Source organism: Rhizobium sp. M10 (assembly GCF_002531955.1).
Classification (GTDB): domain Bacteria; phylum Pseudomonadota; class Alphaproteobacteria; order Rhizobiales; family Rhizobiaceae; genus Rhizobium; species Rhizobium etli_C.
In genome coordinates, this window is the sequence record NZ_NWTA01000015.1 from 169,791 (window position 1) to 188,915 (window position 19,125).

Here is a 19,125-nt window from a genome sequence, read left to right on the forward strand (position 1 = left end):
TCCCCCCATTCACCGCTTCGAACGAGCATCCTCGTTTCTCGTGGCATGCGGACCTGCTGCCGCAATTCAGAAACGCAGTAACAAAAGAGATCAGATTTGGCCGAGACATTTCGCCAGTGGGTGCTTGCAAAACCGCTTGAAGGATCGCTTGAGCCGAGCCACTTCGAGCTGCGGGAGGTACCTCTACCCGAGCCAGCGCCAGGACAGGCGCTTGTGCGGGTCCTGCTTGCCAACATCCATTCCGCCACACGCAAACGTATGGCTGCCGGTGGCACGAAAGTCGGTTCGACCGACTCCACGAACTTCGCCTGCGCCGTCGTCGTGAAGTCGCGCGATCCGGTGTTCAACGAAGGCGACGTGATCCATTGCCAGGCCGGGTGGCAAGAATACCAGCCGGTATCGAGCACTGACGCTGCGGTCGGCTACCCTGCGGTCAGCGAGCTGGTGAAAACAGCCAACGGCACCAGCTCGCCCTTCCTTTATGCATTCAGGCCCGCACTCGTCAAAATGTGGTCGCCCTCGGTACTGATGAATGTGCTCGGCACATCAGGCCTGACTGCCTATTTCGGCCTGCGCGAATGCGGGCCGCTAATGCCGCGCGATCAGGTCGCCGTAGCGGGCACGAGTGGCTCGGTGGGATCAATCGCGGCGCAGCTGGCGAAAATTGCAGGCTCACGGGTCATCGGCTTCGCGGGTGGGGCAGACCGGTGCGGCTGGATCGTTGATACGCTGGAGATCGACGACTGCATCGACTACAAGGCCGATGATCTTGATGCCGAGCTGCAAAGCCGCTTCCCTCAAGGCATCGACTTCTTCTCGGACGGGGTCGGCGGGCGCGTCACCGAGGCCGTCCTCAAACGGCTGAACATGAACGGCCGCATGTTCTCCTACGGCTCGGCGGCCTCGCTCTACGGCGAAAGTCCGGCAGCCGGAGCGCCTGCGCCTTCGATACGCCGGATGATGGGCATTTCGGAAGGGGTCGAAGAAATCTTGCTCCGGCGCAATATCAAGGCCGAAGCCTGGATGGTCACCGACTTCGCCCATGAACGCCTGAAAGCCGAGGATGATCTTTCACGGCTGATGTTCGCAGGAAGACTGAAACCGGTCACCAACCTCGTGGAGGGTTTCGAGAAGCTGCCTGAAGCCGTCGCCGGCCTCTACCGCGCCGGCCGGTCCGGGAAGCTGCAGGTGCAGTTCGGAACACTTTGAAGCGATGTCCGAAGGCGTCGCCGCCTCCGGAGAACGTTCGCATTGAGCCGTTGGCTATGATGATAGCTCCGGCGGTCAGGACGCCATGGCGTAATGGCGGTGGTGGTCCGATGCCCGGCCGCTGCTGGTCCTGAACCGGCGCAGCAGCTCGGCGAGGCTTTCGGTCTCGTGCGTCAGGCTCTGGGCGGCGGCCGTGGTTTCCTCGACCATCGCGGCGTTCTGCTGCGTCACCTTGTCCATCTGGTCGCCGGCGGCCGAGACCTCGCGCAGGCTGGTGGCCTGCTCGCGGGCGGCAACGGCGATCTCGGCCACGGTCGCGTTCATGGCGGTGACCTGCTCGACGATCTGTTCGAGCGAGAGGCCGGATTCGCCGACCAGTTCAACGCCGGTCTTGACCTGCGCCGAGGAGGTGGAGATCAGTTCCTTGATCTCCCGTGCCGCGTTGGCGGAGCGCTGGGCGAGCTCGCGGACTTCCTGGGCGACGACGGCAAAGCCCTTGCCGGCCTCGCCGGCGCGCGCCGCTTCGACGCCGGCATTCAGCGCCAGCAGGTTGGTCTGGAAGGCGATCTCGTCGATGACGCTGATGATGTTGCCGATCTTCGACGATGAGTTCTGGATTTCCGTCATCGCGGCAATGGCGCGCGAGACGATCTCGCCGCCCTTTTCGGCGTTAGTGCGGGCCGTCGCCACGACAGCCTGAGCGCGGCTGGCGCCCTCGGCCGTGCCGTTGACGCCGCGGGTCACGTCACCCAGCGCCGCGACCGTTTCCTCCAGCGACGCTGCCTGCTGCTCGGTGCGGCGGGCAAGATCGTTGGAAGCAGTGGAGATTTCCGCAAGGCCGGACCGGATGGTGGCAACCGCGCGAATGACGGAGTCGACCGCTTCCTCGAGGCTCGCGACCGAATTGTTGAAGTGATCCCTGATCCTGACATAGCGATGGTCGACTTCGCCGACGCGGACGGTGAGATCGCCCTTCGACAGCGCGTCGAGGCCGACGGAAATCTGCCGGAACGCATGCTCCATCACCTGCGCATCGCTGAGCCGCTCGGCTTCCTGGCGCAGCCGCTCTTCTTCGGCAGCGAGGCGGGCGCGTTCGGCATTGGCTTCGGCGATCAGCTTGGCGCGTCCGGTCTCCTGGAAAACCTTCAGCGAACGCGCCATGGCCCCAAGCTCGTGGCGATGCTCGACGCCGGTGATGACGATCGCATCGTCGCCACGGGCGAGCTGCTCCATGGACTGCGCCATCCCGCGCACCGCCGAGGAAATCAAGCGGCCGACAAAATAGGAGAGCACGAGCCCGATGACGATCAGCAAGCCGCTGATGACCAGCGTCGCGCTCGTCGCGGAGGCAACGGTTGCTTCGACCGAACCGTCGAGATTCTTCTGGGCGCCGGTCACGGTGGCCTGCAAATCCCTAAATTCGCCTGATATTTTCGGGGCGAGCACGCCAAGCTGCGTCTGGCGGATATTGCCGGAAGCCTGCAGCACTTCCTTCATGTCGCCGAGACGGGCGGTGTAATTCTGCATGAGCTGGCCGGCGCCCATCAAGCGCTTCTTCTGCAGCTCGTCCTTCGCGGCCTTGGCGGCGGCATCGTTGAGTGCCACGGCTTTGGCGAGTGCTGCCTGAGCCGTTTCGTAAGCGGCAAAATCCTCGGAATGCACGAAGCGTTCGGAGAAATAGAGGCTGCGGTTCAGGGCTTCCAGCGTCGCTCCCGTCATGTGCAGCAAGGCGACATCGTTCTGCCGCCAGGCGCTGCGCATGACATCGTTGAGCGCGATGCTGGTCCAGGGACCGAATTCGGTGACCTTGGAGATCAGCAGGTCGCGACGGGCCTGAAGGGAAACGATCTGCTCGAAGGCCTTGCCATAGGCGGCGATATCCTGGCGGATGACCGCAAGACCGGATTGCAGGTCCTTGTTGCCGGCAAAACGCGGATCGTCCGCCTCGAATGCCTTCACACCGGCGCGGAAGTTGTCGACGACGGCCTGCGTCGGCGTGGTGCGGAAGGCTTCCGCCGACATCTGGATCTCGTGCAGTTTCTCGCTGTAATCCGAGATGGCGAGGCTCTGACCGGCCGTTGCGCGATAGGAGGCGAAGATCGCGGCGAGCCCGTTCATGCCGGAGATCGCGCTGACGGTCAGCAGGCTCATCAGCAGGATCAACGGCACGAAGCCTGCGGTGATCTGCGCGCGAATGCCGAATTTATTCCAGAAATGCAACATCATAGGCCTCTTATGCTCACTGGCTCTTCGGCAGGTATTGCGCAATGTTCTCAGGGGTGACGAGCTCGAAGGGCACGTTGTTTTCGCGCGGCACCTTCTCCTTCTTGACGAGCTTGACGGCAGCCTCGACGGCGGCGGCACCCTGCCCGACGGCGCTCTGGAGAATGGTCACGTCGAGATCGCCGGCCACCATCGCGGCGAGTGCATCGTCGGTGGCGTCGACGCCGGCGACGACGACGTCCTTCATCGGGATATTGGCCTTCTTCATGGCGCGGATCGCACCGAGCGCCATCTCGTCATTGTTGGCGATGACGGCGTCGAACTTGACGCCGGCCGCCAGCCATTCCTGCATCTGCTGATCGGCATAATCGCGCGACCAATAGGCCGCCTGTTGCTCGACGATCTCAAGGCCTTTGCATTCCGGCGTCGCGATGACATCGGCGATGTCCTGGGTGCGGGTGCGGGCGGCCACATGGAAAACCTCGCCCATCAGTACGACGACGCGGCCCTTGCCCTTGAGGAGAGAGCATACTTGCTTCGTCTCCAGCGTACCGGAGTCTTTCTCATCGGAGGCGACAACGACCTGATTGTCCGGCAAGTCCAAGAGATTGGAGGGTGTCGTGTTGATGTAGATCAGCGGAATGCCGGCATCCGCTGCGATCTTGGTCATTTGCGGCCCGAGATCGCCATCAGACAGCATCATGATAATGGCATCGACCTTGTCGGCGACGAACTGCTGAACCTGCTTCTTCTGCAGCTCATTGTCGCCATTGGCATTCTGGGTGACGAGCTTGAGGCCTGATATCGTCTTCCCGTGCGAGACGACGCCGTTCACAAGCATCTCTCTGAACTTGTCGAGATTGGTCATCGAAACCCCGATCGTCTGCGCATTGGCAACAGAGACCGATATCGCCAAGGCGATGGATGCAAGCGTCGCGGTTTTCATGAAATCCCCTATGCGATTCGGATATGAATGCGTTATTTCAAATCATGGTTAAATTTTACTTTGCGCGCGGAAACGAGAAGTAACGCGGGGAATAGGAATCTTGCAGCGGCGCACGGCTGGACTTGAAACAGGTCAAGCCGGATTTGAAGTGACGGCATCAAGTCTTTGTTTTTAAATATCAGCGTCCGCCGAAACCGGAGCCGACGGTGATGCCCTTGTAGATCACCCTCTGCAGCACGATGGCAAGAATGACGCCCGGCACCATGGATATTGTCGCGCCGGCCATGATGTAATTCCAGGAGGTGCCTTGCTGCGTCTGGAACAAGGTGAGCCCGAGCGGCAGCGTGGCTTTGTCGAGGCCGCTGGTGGCGATCAGCGGCCAGAGGAAGCTCTTCCACTGGGCGATGAAAGTGAAGAGCGAGAGCAGGCCGATCGCCGGCATGGCGAGCGGCACGATGACGGTGACCAGGATGCGCAGGCGCGACGCCCCGTCCATCATCGCCGCCTCGTCGAGATCCTTTGGAATGCCGAGGATGAACTGCCGCAGCAGGAAGGTGCCGAAAGAGGAGAAGGCGACCGGCAGGATCATCCCGTGATAGGTGTTGATCCAGCCGAGCTTGCTGACGACCAGGAAGAGCGGGATGACCAGCATCACCTGCGGGATCATCAGCGTGCTGAGATAGGTGAGCAGCAGCCCTTCCCGTCCGGGAAACCGCAGGCGCGCGAAAGCATAGGCCGAGAGGCAGGAAACCACGAGTACGATCGCGGTCACACCGCAGGCGACGATGAAGGAATTCATTAGGAAGGTGCCGAAGGGCAGCGAAACCAGCGCCTCGACGAAATTGCCCCACTGATATTCCTCAGGCAGGATGCGCACCGGCACGGCCAGCACTTCGGTATTGGAGCGCACCGCATTCGACACCATCCAGAAGAACGGAAAGAGGAAGAGCAGCGCGACCAGCGAAAGGCCGGCATAGCTGAAGAAGGTGCCGATGCGCCGCAGGATGCGGTGCCGGTTCCGGGACTGGGAGTGCGGATGCCGTGAGGTCGCGTCAATCGTCATAATGCACCCATTTGCGCTGCATGTGGAACTGCAGGATGGTGAGCGCCATGATCATGACGAACATCACCCAGGCGAGCGCCGAGGCATAGCCCATCTGGAAATTGGTGAAGCCCTTCTGGTAGATGGCGAAGCCGAGAGTGGCGGTCGCCGAGCCCGGGCCGCCGCGCGTCATGGCGAAGATCTCGTCGAAAACCTGCAGCGAGGTGATGGCCGTCATGACGGTGGCGAAGAAGACCGTCGGCGAGATAAGCGGCAGGCGGATACGCCAGAAGCGCCGCCACGGCCCTGCCCCATCGATCATCGCCGCCTCGAGATAGTGCTTCGGCACCAGGTCGAGCGCGGCGTTGAACATCACGACGTTGTAGCCGACATTGGCCCAGAGCGTGACGAGCACGACCGCCTGCATGGCCCAGCTCGAACTCAGCAGGAAATTCGGCAGGCCGAGGCCGAGTGACCGGATGATGCTGTCGGCCAGCCCATCCGGCGTGAAGATCAGCAGCCACACCACGGAGGCCGCGATCGTCGGCGTGAAGGTCGGCAGGAAGAAGATCACCCGGAAGATCGCCTTGCCGCGCTTGAGGCTCGATATCCACACCGCCAGCGTCAGCGAGACGATGATATTCACCGCCAGGTATTCGACCGCGAAGAACAGCGTATTGCCGAGGATGGTGTAGAAGGCCGGATCGACGGTGAAGAGCTTGATATAATTCTGAAAGCCGACGAAGGACGGCGTCGTCAGCAGCTGCCAGTTGGTGAAGGACAGCGCCAGCGACGCCAGGATCGGCAGGGCCATGAAGATCATGAAGCCGAGGAAGCTCGGCAGCAGGAACAGCATGGCCGTCTGCGTTTCCGGCTTCAGGAAGCGCCGAGGCCGACCGGGCTGCAGGCTGATTTCGGCAACGGCGCTTTCCGACATCTCTTCCTCCATGCGCGGCAATTCCTGCCGCCGCGCTCTATTGCTGCGCGAGGCTTTGGATGGACTCCATCGTCTGCTTGGCGTCGGCGCTGCCGCCGAAGGCCGGCGGGAAATACTGGTTGAACAGGTTTTCCACCGCCGCCCAGTTGTTGGTGATCACATAGGGCACCGAATGCGCCAGCGAATAATCGAGCGCCTCGCCGCCATTGGTGATGTCCTTGGCCGCCACCTTGTACCAGGAGGATTGCGAGGCCGTGCGGGCCGGCAGCGCGCGGCCCTGTTCGGCGAGATATTGCAGCGCCTCGGGGCTGGTCAGCACCTGGATCGCCTTCCAGGCCGCATCCTTGTTCTTGCTCGTCGTGGCGATGCCGAAGCCGGAACCGGCCGTGACGGCAGCAAGGTCCTTGGCATCATCGCGCGGCAGGGTGGTGAGGCCGATCTTGAACTTCGCCTTGTCCTTCATGCCGATGATCGACCAGGGACCATCGACATACATGGCGACATTGCCCGAATTGAACCGCCCCTGGATGACCGTGCCGGCATCGGCGCTCGACGGCACCAGCGGTGCGATCTTGTCCTTGGCGGCAAAGCCGATCACCCGGTCGGCAGCGGCGATGGCGCTCGGATTGGTAAGGTCGAGCTCTCCTGAATCATTGACATATTTGTCACCCCAGGCCGAGGCCAGGACCGAATAGTTCTGGGGCGTGATGCCGAAACCGTATTTGCCGTCCTTGGTCAGCTTCTTGGCGGCATCGGTAAATTCGGCGAGCGTCCAGCCCGGCTTCGGCAGCGGAACGCCGGCGGCTTCGAGCGCATCCTGGTTATAATAGATGACCCATGGACCGACATCGTAAGGCAGGCCGTAGAGCTGCTTGTCGACGGACATGCCGCCGATGATCGAGGGCGTGAAGGCGCCGACGTCGAACTTGTCGGCCGCGATCCGGTCGTTCAGAGGCTCGAGCAGCGAATAGAAATTCGGCATGCGCAGCGACTGCATGGAAACGATGTCGGCGAGCTGCCCCGACGCCGCCAGCACCGGCAGGCGGGTCCAGTAGTCGACCCAGCCGGTCGTCGTCAGCGTTACCTTGATATCGGGATATTTGGCGGTCACCATATCGGCCAGGTGCTGCCAGCCCTTGGTGTCGGCATCGGAACCGGTCCACATCTGCCAGGTCAGGTTGACCTGCTCGGCCGATGCTGTTGTGGCAAAGAGGCTGCCGCCGATTGCGGCAAGCAAAAGCGTTTTCTTCAGAACCTTCATGGGTTTCTCCTCCCTCCATGACGCAATGAACACGCGAGTGCGACCGAGTTCACGCCTTGAGGACGATCTCGATCACCGGGACGGTAACGTCGGGTCGCCGGACCGGCAGTTCGAGCGTGATCATGCCCTCCGGCACCATCACGCCGATATTGGAATCCACGTCTTTCGTCTGGCTGAGCCAGCGCACTTCGCTGGCATCGTGCAGGAACTGCGCATAGGCGATCCTGTCGGCGAGGCCTTCGATATGAATGTGGCGATAGGGCCAGTTGTAGACGTGCAGGTAGAGGCGGTTGCCGCGCTGGGTGTAGCGGCAGCCGGCCGGCACCGGAAATTGGGAGGGACCGGCGCCGTAGATCGAGCGCCCATTGACCTCCATCCATTTCTGGTAGACCTCGAGGGCCGCGACGGCGCGGGCATCGAACGTGCCCCGCCCGGTCGGGCCGACATTCATCAGGAGGTTGCCGCCGAGCGCAACGGAATCGATCAGCAGTTGGATGATCTGTTCCGGGCTCTTCCAGCTGTCCTCATCGCGGTGATAACCCCAGGAGCCGCTGAAGGTATGGCAGGCCTCCCAGAGCACCCCCTGGCTGGCGATGGCAGGCGCCACGCGCGGCGTATATTGCTCCGGCGTCGTCACGTCGGGCAGCTTGCCCGGCGGCAGGTCGAGTCGGTTGTTGACGATGATTTCGGGCTGCAGCTCACGCACCAGTTCCAGCAGCCGCTCGCTCTCCCAGTCCGCGCGCCCCTTTCCGGGCAGGCCGCGATATTCGCGGCCGGGATAGCTGAAATCGAACCAGATGATGTCGACGCGGCCGAAGCCGGTCAGAAGCTCGCGCACCTGTTCGCGCATATAGGCGGCGTAATTGGCGATGTTGCGCCCTGAATTCAGCGCCTCGGCATCGGGATGGTTGCGCAAGGGGTGGTGGACGTCGATCGGAAAGTCGGGATGGTGCCAGTCGAGCAGCGAATAATAGAAGCCGATCTTCAGCCCTTCGGCGCGAAACGCTTCGACCAGCGGCGTCAGCAAATCCTTGCCGCAGGGCGTGTTCGGCGCCTTGTAATCGGTGACCTTGCTATCCCAGAGGCAGAAGCCTTCGTGATGCTTGGTCGTCACCACGACATATTTCATGCCCGCAAGCCGGGCGCGGCGCGCCCAGGCCTTGGGATCGTAGAGATCGGGATCGAAATTCTCGAAATAGCGCTGATAATGGTCGTCGTTCAGCTCTTCGCGGTTCTTCAACCACTCATGCCGCGCCCCCAGAGCATAAAGCCCCCAATGGATGAACATGCCAAGGCGATCATGGCTGAACCAGGCGTGCTTGCCCGCCCCTAACGATTCAGGCTTTTCCGGCCAGCGTTCCGAACTCGTCACAGGTTTCTCCTCCCTGTTTTCCGGCTCGACATCATATCGAACCGGTTCGGTAATTGATCATCTTGCTTGATCCCTTGCCTGTCAAGCCGAATTTCTGAAATCGTGAAACCCATTGTAATCGACACACATTCTGGCTAATCATGGAGGATAAGTTGCGCAGACGAAAGAAATCTGACAAAAGGAAAGCTTTAGAACCGGTTCGATAGATATGACGACCATACGAGATGTCGCGCGCCTGGCGGGGGTTTCGATCTCGACCGTCTCGCTTGCGCTCAACAGCCCGAAGCGGGTCGGCGCCGAGACGCTCGACCGCATCCAGCAGGCGATCAAATCGACCGGCTACCGCATCGATCCGGTGGCCCAGACGCTGGCGCGCGGGCGCAGCTCGCTCATCGGTTTCGTGTCGGCCAATCTCAGCAATATGTTCTTCGGCGATATCCGCCGCGAGATCGAGCATCAGGCGCTCGACCACGGCTATTTCGTCCTGATCGCCGACTCCTCCGGCCGCGCCGACCTCGAACGGGCGCTGCTGGAGCGGATGGAAGCGCAAAAGATCGCCGGTATTGCGCTGGCGACAAACGGCCACGGCGCGGAATACGCAGCCTTCCTGCGCGACTTCAAGACGCCGATCGTGATGTTCGACCAGAAGGTGGAAGGTGCAGAGCGCGATTTCGTCGGCTCCGACAATCCGCTGACGACGACCATCCTGACCGAGCACCTGCTGCAGCTCGGCCACCGGCGCATCGCCTTCATCTCCGGCCCGAGCGGCCTGCACACCGCCGACGAACGGCTCAAGGGCTTCATGGATACGATGGCGGCCGCCGGCGTCGATGTCGATCCTTCGCTGGTCACCGAGGGCGGCTATACCAGGACGGGCGGCCATACGCAGGCGATGCGGCTGCTCACCCGCCGCGACCGGCCGACCGCCATCATCGGCGCCAACAACATGATGGGGCTCGCGACGCTGCAGGTGATGCAGGAAATGGGCTTCCGCTGCCCAGAGGACGTATCCCTGGCGATGGTCGACGACGTGCCCTGGAGCAATGTCATCACGCCGCGCATCACCATGGTGGTGCAGGATGCGCAAAAGCTCGGCGAACTGGCGGCGCAGCGGCTGCTGGCAAGAATATCAAGCTCCGAGGCCGCCGCCGAACCACCGCGGGATTTCATCCTGACGCCGAGATTCGTGCGGGGGGAGTCGACCAGGCGGCTGTGAAGACTTGCCCCTCGCCATTGAAAGATCCGAAAATTTGTCATACATGTGTGATGAATCGTAAATTTCGGAGTGCCGCCGGCATCCGGATCAAGGCCGATGCGGGGTGAAGGCGTGGCTATGCAGGGGAAGGATCGCGGCAGAGGCTCGGGGTCGCTGGTCTCACGGGTCGGCGAAAGCCTTCGGCAAGCCATTTTGAGCGGCCAGTATGCCGCCGGCGACAAACTTCCGAGCGAGCATGAACTCACCGAAACGCACAGCGTCAGCCGAACCGTGGTGCGCGAGGCCGTGGCCGCGCTGCGATCCGACGGGCTGGTCGAGGTGCGCCAGGGTGCCGGAATTTTCGTGATCAGCCCCGACCCGGCGCTGTCGGGCCGGAAGGTCGACAAGGCCCGCGTCGCTTCCGATCTCGAAGTGCTGGAGATCCGCACGCCCGTCGAAATCGAGGCAGCGGGACTTGCCGCGCTCCGCCGCTCGCCGGCGCAGGAGGAGGCGATCTTCGAATGCCACCGGAAAATCCTCCATTGCATCGAGACGGACCAATCCATCCGCGAGGCGGACCTGGAACTCCACGTCGCCATCGCCGAGGCGACGAACAATCCGCTGTTCAAGCACTTTCTGGAATCTCAGGGCTCGGCGATCATCCCGCAGTCGCGGCTCGTCCCGGAAACCCGCACCGCCGAGCAGACCGCCTACCGCAAGCTGATCCATCGCGAACATGAAGCGATCATCGTCGCGATCTCCGACAGGGACGATCAGGCCGCGCGTAACGCCATGCGCGAGCATCTGGTCGGCAGCCAGGCGAGGTATCGCAACCTGCTGAAGGATCTGCGCAGCTTTACCAGCTGAGGGCGGCGGCAAGCGCCGCAAGCTCTTTGGGCATCACGAGGTAATCCTTCATCCAGCCGCAGCAAGCGAATCTGCTGGCCGATTGCGTCACCGCGTCTATTGTGGCGGATACTGCGCAGCCCTTATCCGCATACGGCACGGACGGGCTGTCTACCCGTCTGCAACTGAAAGCTAGTTGAAAGCTTCGGCGTCATAGGAAAGGGCAGCATCGTGGAGGAGACACGGGTCAAAGGTGGCGAGACGACGATGCGGGTAAACCATTAGGAGGAGTTTTCCATGCGTTCTTCACGCAGCCTTTTTCACACCGTCGCTTTTTCCGCGCTGCTGACCGCGGCATCCTTTGCTTCAACAGCTGCCCATGCGGCCGACAAGATCACCATCATGGTCGGCGGCTATGAAAAGCAGATCTATCTGCCCGCCAAGCTCGCCGAATCCCTCGGCTACTTCAAGGACGAGGGTCTCGATGTCGAGCTTCTGAACGAAGCGGCCGGCGTCGATGCCGAAAATCAGCTGCTGGCAGGCGCCGTCCAGGGCGTCGTCGGCTTCTACGACCATTGCGTCGATCTGCAAGCCAAAGGCAAATTCGTCGAATCCATCGTCCAGTTCAGCCAGGCGCCGGGCGAGGTCGAGATGGTCTCGAGCAAGCATCCGGAGATCAAGTCGCCGGCCGACTTCAAGGGCAAGAGCCTCGGCGTCACTGGTCTCGGCTCCTCGACCAATTTCCTGACCCTCTTCATGGCCTCCAAGGCTGGCCTGAAGCCCGGCGATGTCGTCACCATTCCCGTCGGCGCCGGCGGCACCTTCATCGCCGCGTTGCAGCAGGATCAGATCCAGGCCGGCATGACGACCGAGCCGACCATCTCGCGCCTGGTCAAGACAGGCGAAGCGAGCGTTCTCGTCGACATGCGCACGGTCGAGGCGACCCGCAAGGCGCTCGGCGGAACCTATCCGGCCGCCTCGCTCTACATGGAAACGTCCTGGGTCGACGAACATAAGGAAGAGGCGCAGAAGCTCGCCAACGCCTTCGTCAAGACGCTGAAATACATCAATACGCATTCCGCCGCCGAAATCGCCGACAAGATGCCGAAGGATTTCTATGTCGGCGACAAGGACGGCTACATCAAGGCTCTCGAAGAGGGCAAGGGCATGTTTACGCCCGATGGCGTCATGCCGGAAGACGGCCCGAAGACGGTGCTCGCCGTGCTGTCGGAATTCTCCAAGAACGTCAAGGGCAAACAGATCGATCTTTCAAAGACCTACACGACGGAATTCGTCAAGAACGTCAAGTAAGTCAGCCGCGCCGCTCCCGGCTCCCAAGCGGGAGCGGCCTCCGATCGATCATGGGCATTGCGTGCGCGCCCTGAAAGCACGCCTCAGGTATCACCATGCAACAGGACAACAGACAGGTCCCGGCGATCGAGCTGATCAATGTCAGCCGCCGCTTCGTCTCGCCGACCGGCAAGTCGCTCACGGCACTGCGGGATTTCAACATGACGGTCGCCCGCGGCGAGTTCGTCGCCGTCGTCGGCCCTACCGGATGCGGCAAGTCGACGACGCTCAACCTCGTGACCGGCCTCGCACGCCCCTCCGCCGGCGAAGTCCGCCTGATGGGCGGGCCGATCACCGGCATCGACCCGCGTGTCGGCTTCGCGTTCCAGACCGACGCGCTCTTTCCCTGGAAGAATGTCATCGACAACGTCATGGCCGGGCCGCTGTTCCGCGGCAAGCCGCGCGCCGAGGCGGAAAAGAGCGCCCGCGACTGGCTGGCGCGCGTCGGCCTCTCGAAGTTTCTGCACCACTATCCGCATCAGCTCTCCGGCGGCATGCGCAAGCGCGTCTCGCTGGCGCAGACCTTCATCAACGAGCCTGAGATCCTGCTGATGGACGAGCCTTTCTCGGCGCTCGACGTGCAGACCCGCACCGTCATGCAGGAGGAACTCCTCAAGCTCTGGGCGGAGCGCAAGGCTTCGGTGGTGTTCGTCACCCACGATCTCGAAGAGGCAGTGGCGCTTGCCGACAAGGTCTATGTGCTGACCGCCGGCCCGGCCACGGTCAAGTCGGTCTATACGATCGATCTTCCCCGGCCGCGCATCGTATCGGAGATCCGCTACGAGCAGAGTTTCATCGATTACTGCAAGACGATCTGGGAAGACCTGCGCGAAGAGGTCGAGACCAGCTACCGCCGCGCAAGCGAAGCGGCCTGAGGGAGGATATCATGGCACACATCACGCTCGAGGCCGGTTCGGCCGCTCTCTTTCGCCCGGGCACGTCAGATGCCGAAATCGAAGCCTCCGCGCTGAAGGCGATGCACCGGCGCAACACGCTGGTGCGCTTCTGGCAGATCGCCATCCTGGTCTTCGTCATCGGCATGTGGGAGCTCGCTTCCAACATGCAGTGGATCGACCCGTTCTTCTATTCGAGCCCGAGCGGCGTTCTCGAGCGCCTTTACGAATGGGCGACCGAGGGAACCACCGAAGGCTCGCTCTGGTATAATCTCTGGGTGACGATGGAAGAGGCGCTGATCGGCTTCTTCGCCGGCTCGATCACCGGCGTCTTCGTCGGCATCGGCCTCGGCCGCAACCGTTTCCTGTCGGATATCTTCTCGGTCTACATCAAGGCGATCAACTCGATCCCCCGCGTGGTGCTGGCGCCGATCTTCATCATGATCATGGGTCTCGGCCTGCCGTCCAAGGTGGCGCTCGCCTTCATCATGGTGTTCTTCGTCGTCTTTGCCAACGCCTTCCAGGGCGTGCGCGAGGCAGACCGCAACATGATCGCCAACGCCCGCATCCTCGGCGCTTCGGACTGGCAGGTCACCCGTACGGTGGTCATTCCCTCGGCGATGAGCTGGATCTTCGCGAGCCTCCACGTCTCCTTCGGCTTCGCGATCATCGGCGCGATCGTCGGCGAATTCGTCGGCGCCCGTTTCGGCATCGGCCAGCTGATCTCGATCGCCAAGGGCACATTCGACGCCGCCGGCATGTTCGCGGCAATCCTCCTCGTCATGGTCGTGACACTCGTTGCCGAATACATCATGACGCTGATCGAGAACCGTCTGGCGAAATGGCGCCCGCAGCAGCAGCTCGATACGCAGTAACCAGATCGGCCTCCCTCCCAAGGCAGATCGAAGGGAAGGCCGGGCGCAAAGCCCGGCCTTCGTTTTTTGATGGCAAACTCGGCCAACTTCCCTTCGTCATGCTCGGCCTTGTGCCGAGCATCTGCTCCGGTCGATAGGGCAGCAGATCCTCGGCACAAGGCCGAGGATGACGCCGGGTAGAGAGCGAGGGGTGCCATAAACCAGTTCCTGGGCGCCAGATCCGGCGCTTTTTATGGAAGCATTTCGCCTTTAAGCAAGCGGAAGCCGCACGGTCACCACCAGACCGCCGCCTTCCGCATCGCTGAGCGACACCGAACCTTCGGCGCCTTCGACCACCTCGCGGACGATCGCAAGCCCGAGGCCACTCCCCTCGCTTTCGGTCCCCATGATCCGGTAGAAGCGTTCAAAGACCTGTTCACGCTCGGCTTCGGGAATGCCTGGCCCGCTGTCCTCCACGGTCACGACGGCGCTTCCGTCAGCCTGTCCGACCGAGACGGTCACTCGTCCATCCGCACCGCTATAGCGGATCGCGTTGTCGATGAGGTTTACCAGCATTTCGCGCAGCATGGTGCCGTCACCTTCGACGATGACGGGGCCGTCCGCTTCCAGGCCGACATCGATATTACGCCTCAGCGCCTCTTCGGCATGCGCTTCCAATATCTCGCGGGCGGCCTTGCTGAGATCGGTCACGTCGCCGCGCGGGCGCCGGCTCCCCGGCTCAGCCCGCGACAAGGTCAGGAGCTGGCCGGCGAGGCGCGAAATCTGCCGGGTGCTGGCGCGAAGCGCCGCCAGCGCCTCGTCGCGACGAGCCGCGTCGCCTTCGCGGGCCGCCACGCTCGCCTGCGTCGAAATCAGTGCCAGCGGCGTTCTGAGCTGATGCGCCGCGTTCGATACGAACCGCCGCTGCGCGGCCATTTGGTTCTGGACGCGCTCCATATGGTCGTTCAGCGCATGGACGAGCGGGCGCAGCTCGCTCTGCACCATCTCCGGCGGCAGCGGATCGAGACGCTTGCGGCCGCGCGCTCGCACCGCGTCCCGCAATCTCAAAGCCGGCGCCAGGCCGCGCTGCAGCCCGAGGATGGTCACCAGGCTCGCCAGGAAGACGAGCACGAACTGCTTCGAAAAATCCGAAAGCCACAGCTGCCTGCGCATCGCATATTGGCTGTTATGCGTCACGGCAACGGTCACGGAGATCGTGCCGTCCTCGGGAAGCCCGACGACGGGATGGTCGAGCATCAGGACGCGCACATCGGCACCGTGGAAGGCGCGATCCTCGCCGACGCGCTGGGCGGCCGGCAGCGGCAGGTCGGGAAAGCCACTCACCAGATTACCCCACACGGTGATGACCTGGTAAAAGACGCGGTCGCCGAACCCCGTATCGAACATCTCGAGCGCTGCGGGCGGCACATCGACCTGGACATTGCCGCCCTCATCGACGCGCACCGCCTCGGCAATGACACGGGCCGAGGCCAGGAGCGTGCGGTCCGTCACCAATTTCGCCGTCGCATCGGCCGACCAGAAGCTGTCGTAGAGATTGAAGCCGATCGCGCCGAACAGCGTCAGCAGCACCAGGAAAAGCAATTGCACCCTGAGGCTCTGGCTGAGCCGGCCGAAGGCGGCGCCGATCTTGCTATAGACGCTATTGAACATGTCTGAGGAGATAGCCGAGGCCGCGCAACGTCGCGATCTGCACCGAGCTGGCCTCGAGCTTCTTTCGAAGCCTGTGGACATAGATTTCGATGGCGCTCGGATCCGCCTCGTCGTCGAAACCGAAGACGCTTTCGGAAAGGGCGGCCTTCGAGACCGTATTGCCCAGCTTCATGACCAACTGCTCGAGAACGGCATATTCGCGCGGCGTCAATTGCAGCGGCTCGCCCTCCACGAAGAACTGCCGCGTCCCGCCGGAAAAGCGCAGGTTCCCGACCGTGATCTCGGACGATGCCCGGTCCTGCCCGCGGCGCACCACCGCGCGGATCCTGGCTTCGAGTTCGGCGATTTCGAAGGGTTTGGCGAGATAATCGTCGGCGCCGCTGTCGAGCCCCGCCACGCGGCCGTCCAGGCTTGCATTGGCGGTCAGGATGATGATCGGGAGCTTATTGCCTGATTGTCTCAACCGCTTCAGAAGCGTCAATCCGTCAAGCTTCGGCAACGAAAGGTCGAGGATCATCGCCGAATATTCCGCCACCTTGAGCAGATGTTCCGCGTCTTCGCCGTCATAGGCAATGTCGATCGTATATTGCGCCTGCCGCAGGGCTTTGCCCAGCCAGGCCGCCAGATCCTTGTTGTCCTCCACCACAAGCAGTCGCATCCGATCCCCTTAGCACGTGCGGAGGGGCTCGCGGAAGCGCGCGCATGGGAGACCGGCTACATTCGACATCGCCTGCCGCTCCGAGTATCAGAGTGTCCTCAGCCGTCATTGGCGCGAATTGTCCGCTATTTGTCCGGCGCGTGCATTTTCCTCTGTCCTTGGATCGCCGAATATGGCTTCATGATCAACATCCACGGAGCAAGAAATGTCCGACCATGAAACCATCCTTCTCGTCATCGACGCTCAGGAGTCCTTCCGGCAGCGCGATTGTTGGGATGAAAGCCTCGCATCCGCCTATATCGATCGCCAGCAGGCTCTGATCGACGGCGCGGTGGCCAAAGGAATACCCGTCATCCAGATCTTCCATGTCGATGGAAGCGGGCCGTTTTCGGAAAGCTCGGGCTTTGTCAAAACGCTCGCCCCGCTCAGGATCGCCGCCGACGCGACCTTCAGGAAGAGCCGTCACAGCGCTCTCGTCGGCTCCGGGCTCGACGTCTGGCTGATCGAGAATGGCGTGCGTCGCATCATCGTCTCAGGCATCCGCACCGAACAATGCTGCGAGACCACCACCCGCCACGCATCGGATCTCGGCTATCAGGTCGATTATGTCGGCGAATCGACCCTCACCTTCCCGATGACCGACGCGGGGGGACGCACCTGGAGCGCTGGAGAAATCCGGGGCCGCACGGAACTGGTCCTGTCGGGCCGTTTCGCCAGGATCGCCACCGTCGAACAGGCGTTGGCAGGGCGCGCAGAGCTGCTCTCCGCATGACTGACGCCGCGCAGCCCTTCGATATCCCCGTCTTCGTCGTCGTGCCGCCGCGCGTGCTGCTGCTCGACGTCGCTGGTCCGATCGAAGTGCTGCGCAAGGCGAACATCGAACAGCGGGCGGTGCGCTTCGGCGTCACCTATATCGGCCCGTCGGCAACGGTCGGCAGCTCGATCGGCCTCGCCGTCACCGGTGTCGCCGCTCTGCCGGAGCGCTTGCCAGATCAGGCGCTTGTCGTCATCGCCGGCAGCGCCGACGCGCCCATGGACAACAACCGTCCCTGGGACGAGCAGGAGCGCGCCGCGCAGGCTGCGATCGTCGCATGGCTGAAGCGCGCCGTCCGCCCGGGGAATCGGCTGGTCTCGATCTGCTCCGGCGCCTTGCTCGCCGCCGAGGCCGGAATGCTCGATGGCCGCGAATGCACCACCCATCACGGCTGCATGGAGGATCTGGCCAGGCTCGCGCCCACCGCCCGCATCCGGGACAACCGGCTCTATGTCGAGGACGGCGAGCGTCTCACCAGCGCCGGCATCACCGCCGGCATTGATCTCATGCTGTATATCGTCGCCGAAGCGGCGGGACATGCCTGCGCGCTTGCGGTGGCGCGATATCTCGTCGTCTATCTCAGGCGCGGCGGCGCGGACCCGCAGCTTTCGCCCTGGCTCGAAGGCCGTAACCATATCCATCCGGTCATTCACCGTGCACAGGATGCGGTTGCCGCCGATCCCACTCGCGACTGGTCGGTCGCCTCGCTTGCGCGCCTCAGCGGCGCCAGTCCGCGGAACCTCTCGCGGCTGTTCAACGAGCAGACCGGCATGAGCGTCACGGATTTCGTCAACCGCATGCGCGTGGCTCTCGCCCGCGAAATGCTCGCCGGCTCTCGGCTGGATATGGAGGCCGTGGCGATGCGCTCAGGCTTCGGCTCTGCCCGACAGTTGCGCCGAGCATGGAATCGGCTGCACGAGAGCCCGCCGAGCGCGGCACGGCCGAGGCCGACGTTCGGTTCATAGAGGAAGAGAAAGGGCGGCAGGCCCGGCCTCGTCTTCGGCAGCAACGGCTGCAACGCCGAGCGCCTCCGTCCCCCAGATTTCGATCTGCGTCAGTGCGGGAAAGGGCGAGCCGTCCTCGGCCTTGATAAGCCCGTGCAGTTCCACCCATTCGACAGTGCAGGGCTCGATGGAAAAACGCTGCGCCGTGCCGGATTTCACCAGCGGAAAGGAAGAGGTTCTGCCGTCCGAGAAGGTGACGCTCGCCTCTTCCCACCAGGAATCATGCGGGAAATCGGCGCGGAGGTAGAAGACGATCTCGTCGATCCGCACCGGCCGACCGAACTCCACGGTCAGCGCGGCTTCGGGATCGCGATTGATGCCCCAGCTGGTGTAAGGCCAGAATCCATGATTGTCGTTGGCCTTTTCGCCGTCGATCGCGTTGCGCGCGGCAAAGACCGCTTCGCCGCGGGTCTCGACATTAGCGCGCGCATGAGGGAAGAGCGCCCGATTGGCATGATCGTCCCAGGGATTTAGAGCGAGATTGCGCCGCTGGGCGAGTTCGTCGGGCCGCGCCTTTCTTGCCGAAAGCCGGTGAATATCGCCCTTGAAGGCATTCGGCGAATAAGACTTGCGCTTATCGCCGAAAGGCACGGCGAGCGAGTAGGCGCCTTCCCTGATGTAGACAAAACCGGGGTGGATTGCGCTGTCCAAAGCGAGAAAGAGATGTCCGGGTTCGGAAGCCTCGACGACGACACAGTCGCCCTCGCGATAATCCTGGCGATAGACCAGGAAGGTCTCGTCCCGCCCTGTGGAACTTGCCCGCACGAATCCATCGGCATCCACGATCTTCAGCGTCAATTCCATGCTCGACCTCCTCAGAGCATGATGCCGAAAACTGTAAGCGGTTTTC

17 protein-coding genes are annotated in these 19,125 nt (G+C 62.6%); 8 read left to right on the forward strand and 9 right to left on the reverse strand.

The genetic code is table 11. The features are described 5' to 3' along the window. Positions 1-96 precede the first annotated feature (96 nt). Complete coding sequence (locus CO671_RS22345) at positions 97-1,209, forward strand: NADP-dependent oxidoreductase (RefSeq protein ID WP_097607777.1); 1,113 nt, start codon at positions 97-99, stop codon at positions 1,207-1,209. A 75-nt stretch (positions 1,210-1,284) separates the two neighbouring features. Here the strand turns inward: CO671_RS22345 and CO671_RS22350 are convergent, their stop codons facing one another. The 6 genes from CO671_RS22350 to CO671_RS22375 all read right to left on the reverse strand — a co-directional run bounded on the left by CO671_RS22350 (position 1,285) and on the right by CO671_RS22375 (position 8,990). Beyond that, complete coding sequence (locus CO671_RS22350; RefSeq protein WP_097607808.1) at positions 1,285-3,432, reverse strand: methyl-accepting chemotaxis protein; 2,148 nt, start codon at positions 3,430-3,432, stop codon at positions 1,285-1,287. A gap of 16 nt (positions 3,433-3,448) precedes the next feature. Continuing rightward, entirely contained in the window at positions 3,449-4,378 is a 930-nt protein-coding gene (locus CO671_RS22355) for a substrate-binding domain-containing protein (protein ID WP_097607778.1), read from the reverse strand. Positions 4,379-4,556: 178 nt separating this feature from the next. Continuing rightward, complete coding sequence (locus CO671_RS22360) at positions 4,557-5,441, reverse strand: carbohydrate ABC transporter permease (protein ID WP_010032110.1); 885 nt, start codon at positions 5,439-5,441, stop codon at positions 4,557-4,559. Next, a complete protein-coding gene (locus tag CO671_RS22365) occupies positions 5,431-6,357 on the reverse strand; it encodes a sugar ABC transporter permease (protein WP_097607779.1) in 927 nt (308 codons plus the stop codon). The genes CO671_RS22360 and CO671_RS22365 overlap by 11 nt, the downstream gene beginning before the upstream one ends. A 37-nt stretch (positions 6,358-6,394) precedes the next feature. After that, positions 6,395-7,618, reverse strand: coding sequence for a sugar ABC transporter substrate-binding protein (locus tag CO671_RS22370; RefSeq protein ID WP_097607780.1), 1,224 nt, complete (start codon positions 7,616-7,618; stop codon positions 6,395-6,397). A 49-nt stretch (positions 7,619-7,667) separates the two neighbouring features. After that, positions 7,668-8,990, reverse strand: a complete 1,323-nt coding sequence (locus tag CO671_RS22375) for an alpha-L-fucosidase (protein WP_097607781.1) — start codon at positions 8,988-8,990, stop codon at positions 7,668-7,670. Positions 8,991-9,198: 208 nt separating this feature from the next. Here CO671_RS22375 and CO671_RS22380 point away from each other — a divergent pair, with 208 nt between their 5' ends. The 5 genes from CO671_RS22380 to CO671_RS22400 all read left to right on the forward strand — a co-directional run bounded on the left by CO671_RS22380 (position 9,199) and on the right by CO671_RS22400 (position 14,149). Then, on the forward strand, positions 9,199-10,206 hold the full coding sequence (locus CO671_RS22380; protein WP_010030799.1) for a LacI family DNA-binding transcriptional regulator: 1,008 nt from the start codon (positions 9,199-9,201) through the stop codon (positions 10,204-10,206). Positions 10,207-10,323: 117 nt separating this feature from the next. Next, the gene (locus CO671_RS22385) at positions 10,324-11,052 is read left to right on the forward strand and encodes a FadR/GntR family transcriptional regulator (protein WP_088675663.1); all 729 of its coding nucleotides are present in this window, start codon (positions 10,324-10,326) and stop codon (positions 11,050-11,052) included. Positions 11,053-11,328: 276 nt separating this feature from the next. Continuing rightward, positions 11,329-12,342 carry an ABC transporter substrate-binding protein gene (locus tag CO671_RS22390; RefSeq protein ID WP_097607782.1) on the forward strand — a complete coding sequence of 338 codons (1,014 nt, stop codon included), beginning with the start codon at positions 11,329-11,331 and terminating at the stop codon, positions 12,340-12,342. Between the two features lie 95 nt (positions 12,343-12,437). Next, on the forward strand, positions 12,438-13,256 hold the full coding sequence (locus tag CO671_RS22395) for an ABC transporter ATP-binding protein (RefSeq protein WP_097607783.1): 819 nt from the start codon (positions 12,438-12,440) through the stop codon (positions 13,254-13,256). Positions 13,257-13,267: 11 nt separating this feature from the next. Continuing rightward, positions 13,268-14,149, forward strand: a complete 882-nt coding sequence (locus CO671_RS22400) for an ABC transporter permease (RefSeq protein WP_097607784.1) — start codon at positions 13,268-13,270, stop codon at positions 14,147-14,149. A gap of 249 nt (positions 14,150-14,398) precedes the next feature. Here CO671_RS22400 and CO671_RS22405 read toward each other — a convergent pair whose 3' ends face one another. Both CO671_RS22405 and CO671_RS22410 read right to left on the reverse strand, forming a co-directional pair. Continuing rightward, positions 14,399-15,799, reverse strand: coding sequence for a sensor histidine kinase (locus CO671_RS22405; protein ID WP_097607785.1), 1,401 nt, complete (start codon positions 15,797-15,799; stop codon positions 14,399-14,401). Further along, on the reverse strand, positions 15,789-16,457 hold the full coding sequence (locus tag CO671_RS22410; protein WP_010032667.1) for a response regulator: 669 nt from the start codon (positions 16,455-16,457) through the stop codon (positions 15,789-15,791). The genes CO671_RS22405 and CO671_RS22410 overlap by 11 nt, the downstream gene beginning before the upstream one ends. A 205-nt stretch (positions 16,458-16,662) precedes the next feature. Here CO671_RS22410 and CO671_RS22415 point away from each other — a divergent pair, with 205 nt between their 5' ends. Together CO671_RS22415 and CO671_RS22420 are read left to right on the forward strand one after the other, a co-directional pair. Further along, positions 16,663-17,229: an isochorismatase family protein gene (locus CO671_RS22415; protein ID WP_097607786.1), complete on the forward strand. Its 567-nt coding sequence runs from the start codon at positions 16,663-16,665 to the stop codon at positions 17,227-17,229. Continuing rightward, positions 17,226-18,236 carry a helix-turn-helix domain-containing protein gene (locus CO671_RS22420; RefSeq protein WP_097607787.1) on the forward strand — a complete coding sequence of 337 codons (1,011 nt, stop codon included), beginning with the start codon at positions 17,226-17,228 and terminating at the stop codon, positions 18,234-18,236. Before CO671_RS22415 ends, CO671_RS22420 begins: the two co-directional genes overlap by 4 nt. Here CO671_RS22420 and CO671_RS22425 read toward each other — a convergent pair. Continuing rightward, a complete protein-coding gene (locus CO671_RS22425; RefSeq protein ID WP_097607788.1) occupies positions 18,231-19,079 on the reverse strand; it encodes a carbohydrate-binding protein in 849 nt (282 codons plus the stop codon). The genes CO671_RS22420 and CO671_RS22425 overlap by 6 nt on opposite strands. Between the last annotated feature and the right edge of the window lie 46 nt (positions 19,080-19,125).

What these genes read in the sequence shown, in the direction of transcription:
- CO671_RS22350 (WP_097607808.1), bottom strand. Translation starts at nt 3,432, where the DNA reads ATGTTGCATTTCTGGAATAAATTCGGCATTCGCGCGCAGATCACCGCA.
- CO671_RS22355 (WP_097607778.1), bottom strand. Translation starts at nt 4,378, where the DNA reads ATGAAAACCGCGACGCTTGCATCCATCGCCTTGGCGATATCGGTCTCT.
- CO671_RS22360 (WP_010032110.1), bottom strand. Translation starts at nt 5,441, where the DNA reads ATGACGATTGACGCGACCTCACGGCATCCGCACTCCCAGTCCCGGAAC.
- CO671_RS22365 (WP_097607779.1), bottom strand. Translation starts at nt 6,357, where the DNA reads ATGTCGGAAAGCGCCGTTGCCGAAATCAGCCTGCAGCCCGGTCGGCCT.
- CO671_RS22370 (WP_097607780.1), bottom strand. Translation starts at nt 7,618, where the DNA reads ATGAAGGTTCTGAAGAAAACGCTTTTGCTTGCCGCAATCGGCGGCAGC.
- CO671_RS22380 (WP_010030799.1), top strand. Translation starts at nt 9,199, where the DNA reads ATGACGACCATACGAGATGTCGCGCGCCTGGCGGGGGTTTCGATCTCG.
- CO671_RS22385 (WP_088675663.1), top strand. Translation starts at nt 10,324, where the DNA reads ATGCAGGGGAAGGATCGCGGCAGAGGCTCGGGGTCGCTGGTCTCACGG.
- CO671_RS22390 (WP_097607782.1), top strand. Translation starts at nt 11,329, where the DNA reads ATGCGTTCTTCACGCAGCCTTTTTCACACCGTCGCTTTTTCCGCGCTG.
- CO671_RS22395 (WP_097607783.1), top strand. Translation starts at nt 12,438, where the DNA reads ATGCAACAGGACAACAGACAGGTCCCGGCGATCGAGCTGATCAATGTC.
- CO671_RS22400 (WP_097607784.1), top strand. Translation starts at nt 13,268, where the DNA reads ATGGCACACATCACGCTCGAGGCCGGTTCGGCCGCTCTCTTTCGCCCG.
- CO671_RS22405 (WP_097607785.1), bottom strand. Translation starts at nt 15,799, where the DNA reads ATGTTCAATAGCGTCTATAGCAAGATCGGCGCCGCCTTCGGCCGGCTC.
- CO671_RS22410 (WP_010032667.1), bottom strand. Translation starts at nt 16,457, where the DNA reads ATGCGACTGCTTGTGGTGGAGGACAACAAGGATCTGGCGGCCTGGCTG.
- CO671_RS22415 (WP_097607786.1), top strand. Translation starts at nt 16,663, where the DNA reads ATGTCCGACCATGAAACCATCCTTCTCGTCATCGACGCTCAGGAGTCC.
- CO671_RS22420 (WP_097607787.1), top strand. Translation starts at nt 17,226, where the DNA reads ATGACTGACGCCGCGCAGCCCTTCGATATCCCCGTCTTCGTCGTCGTG.
- CO671_RS22425 (WP_097607788.1), bottom strand. Translation starts at nt 19,079, where the DNA reads ATGGAATTGACGCTGAAGATCGTGGATGCCGATGGATTCGTGCGGGCA.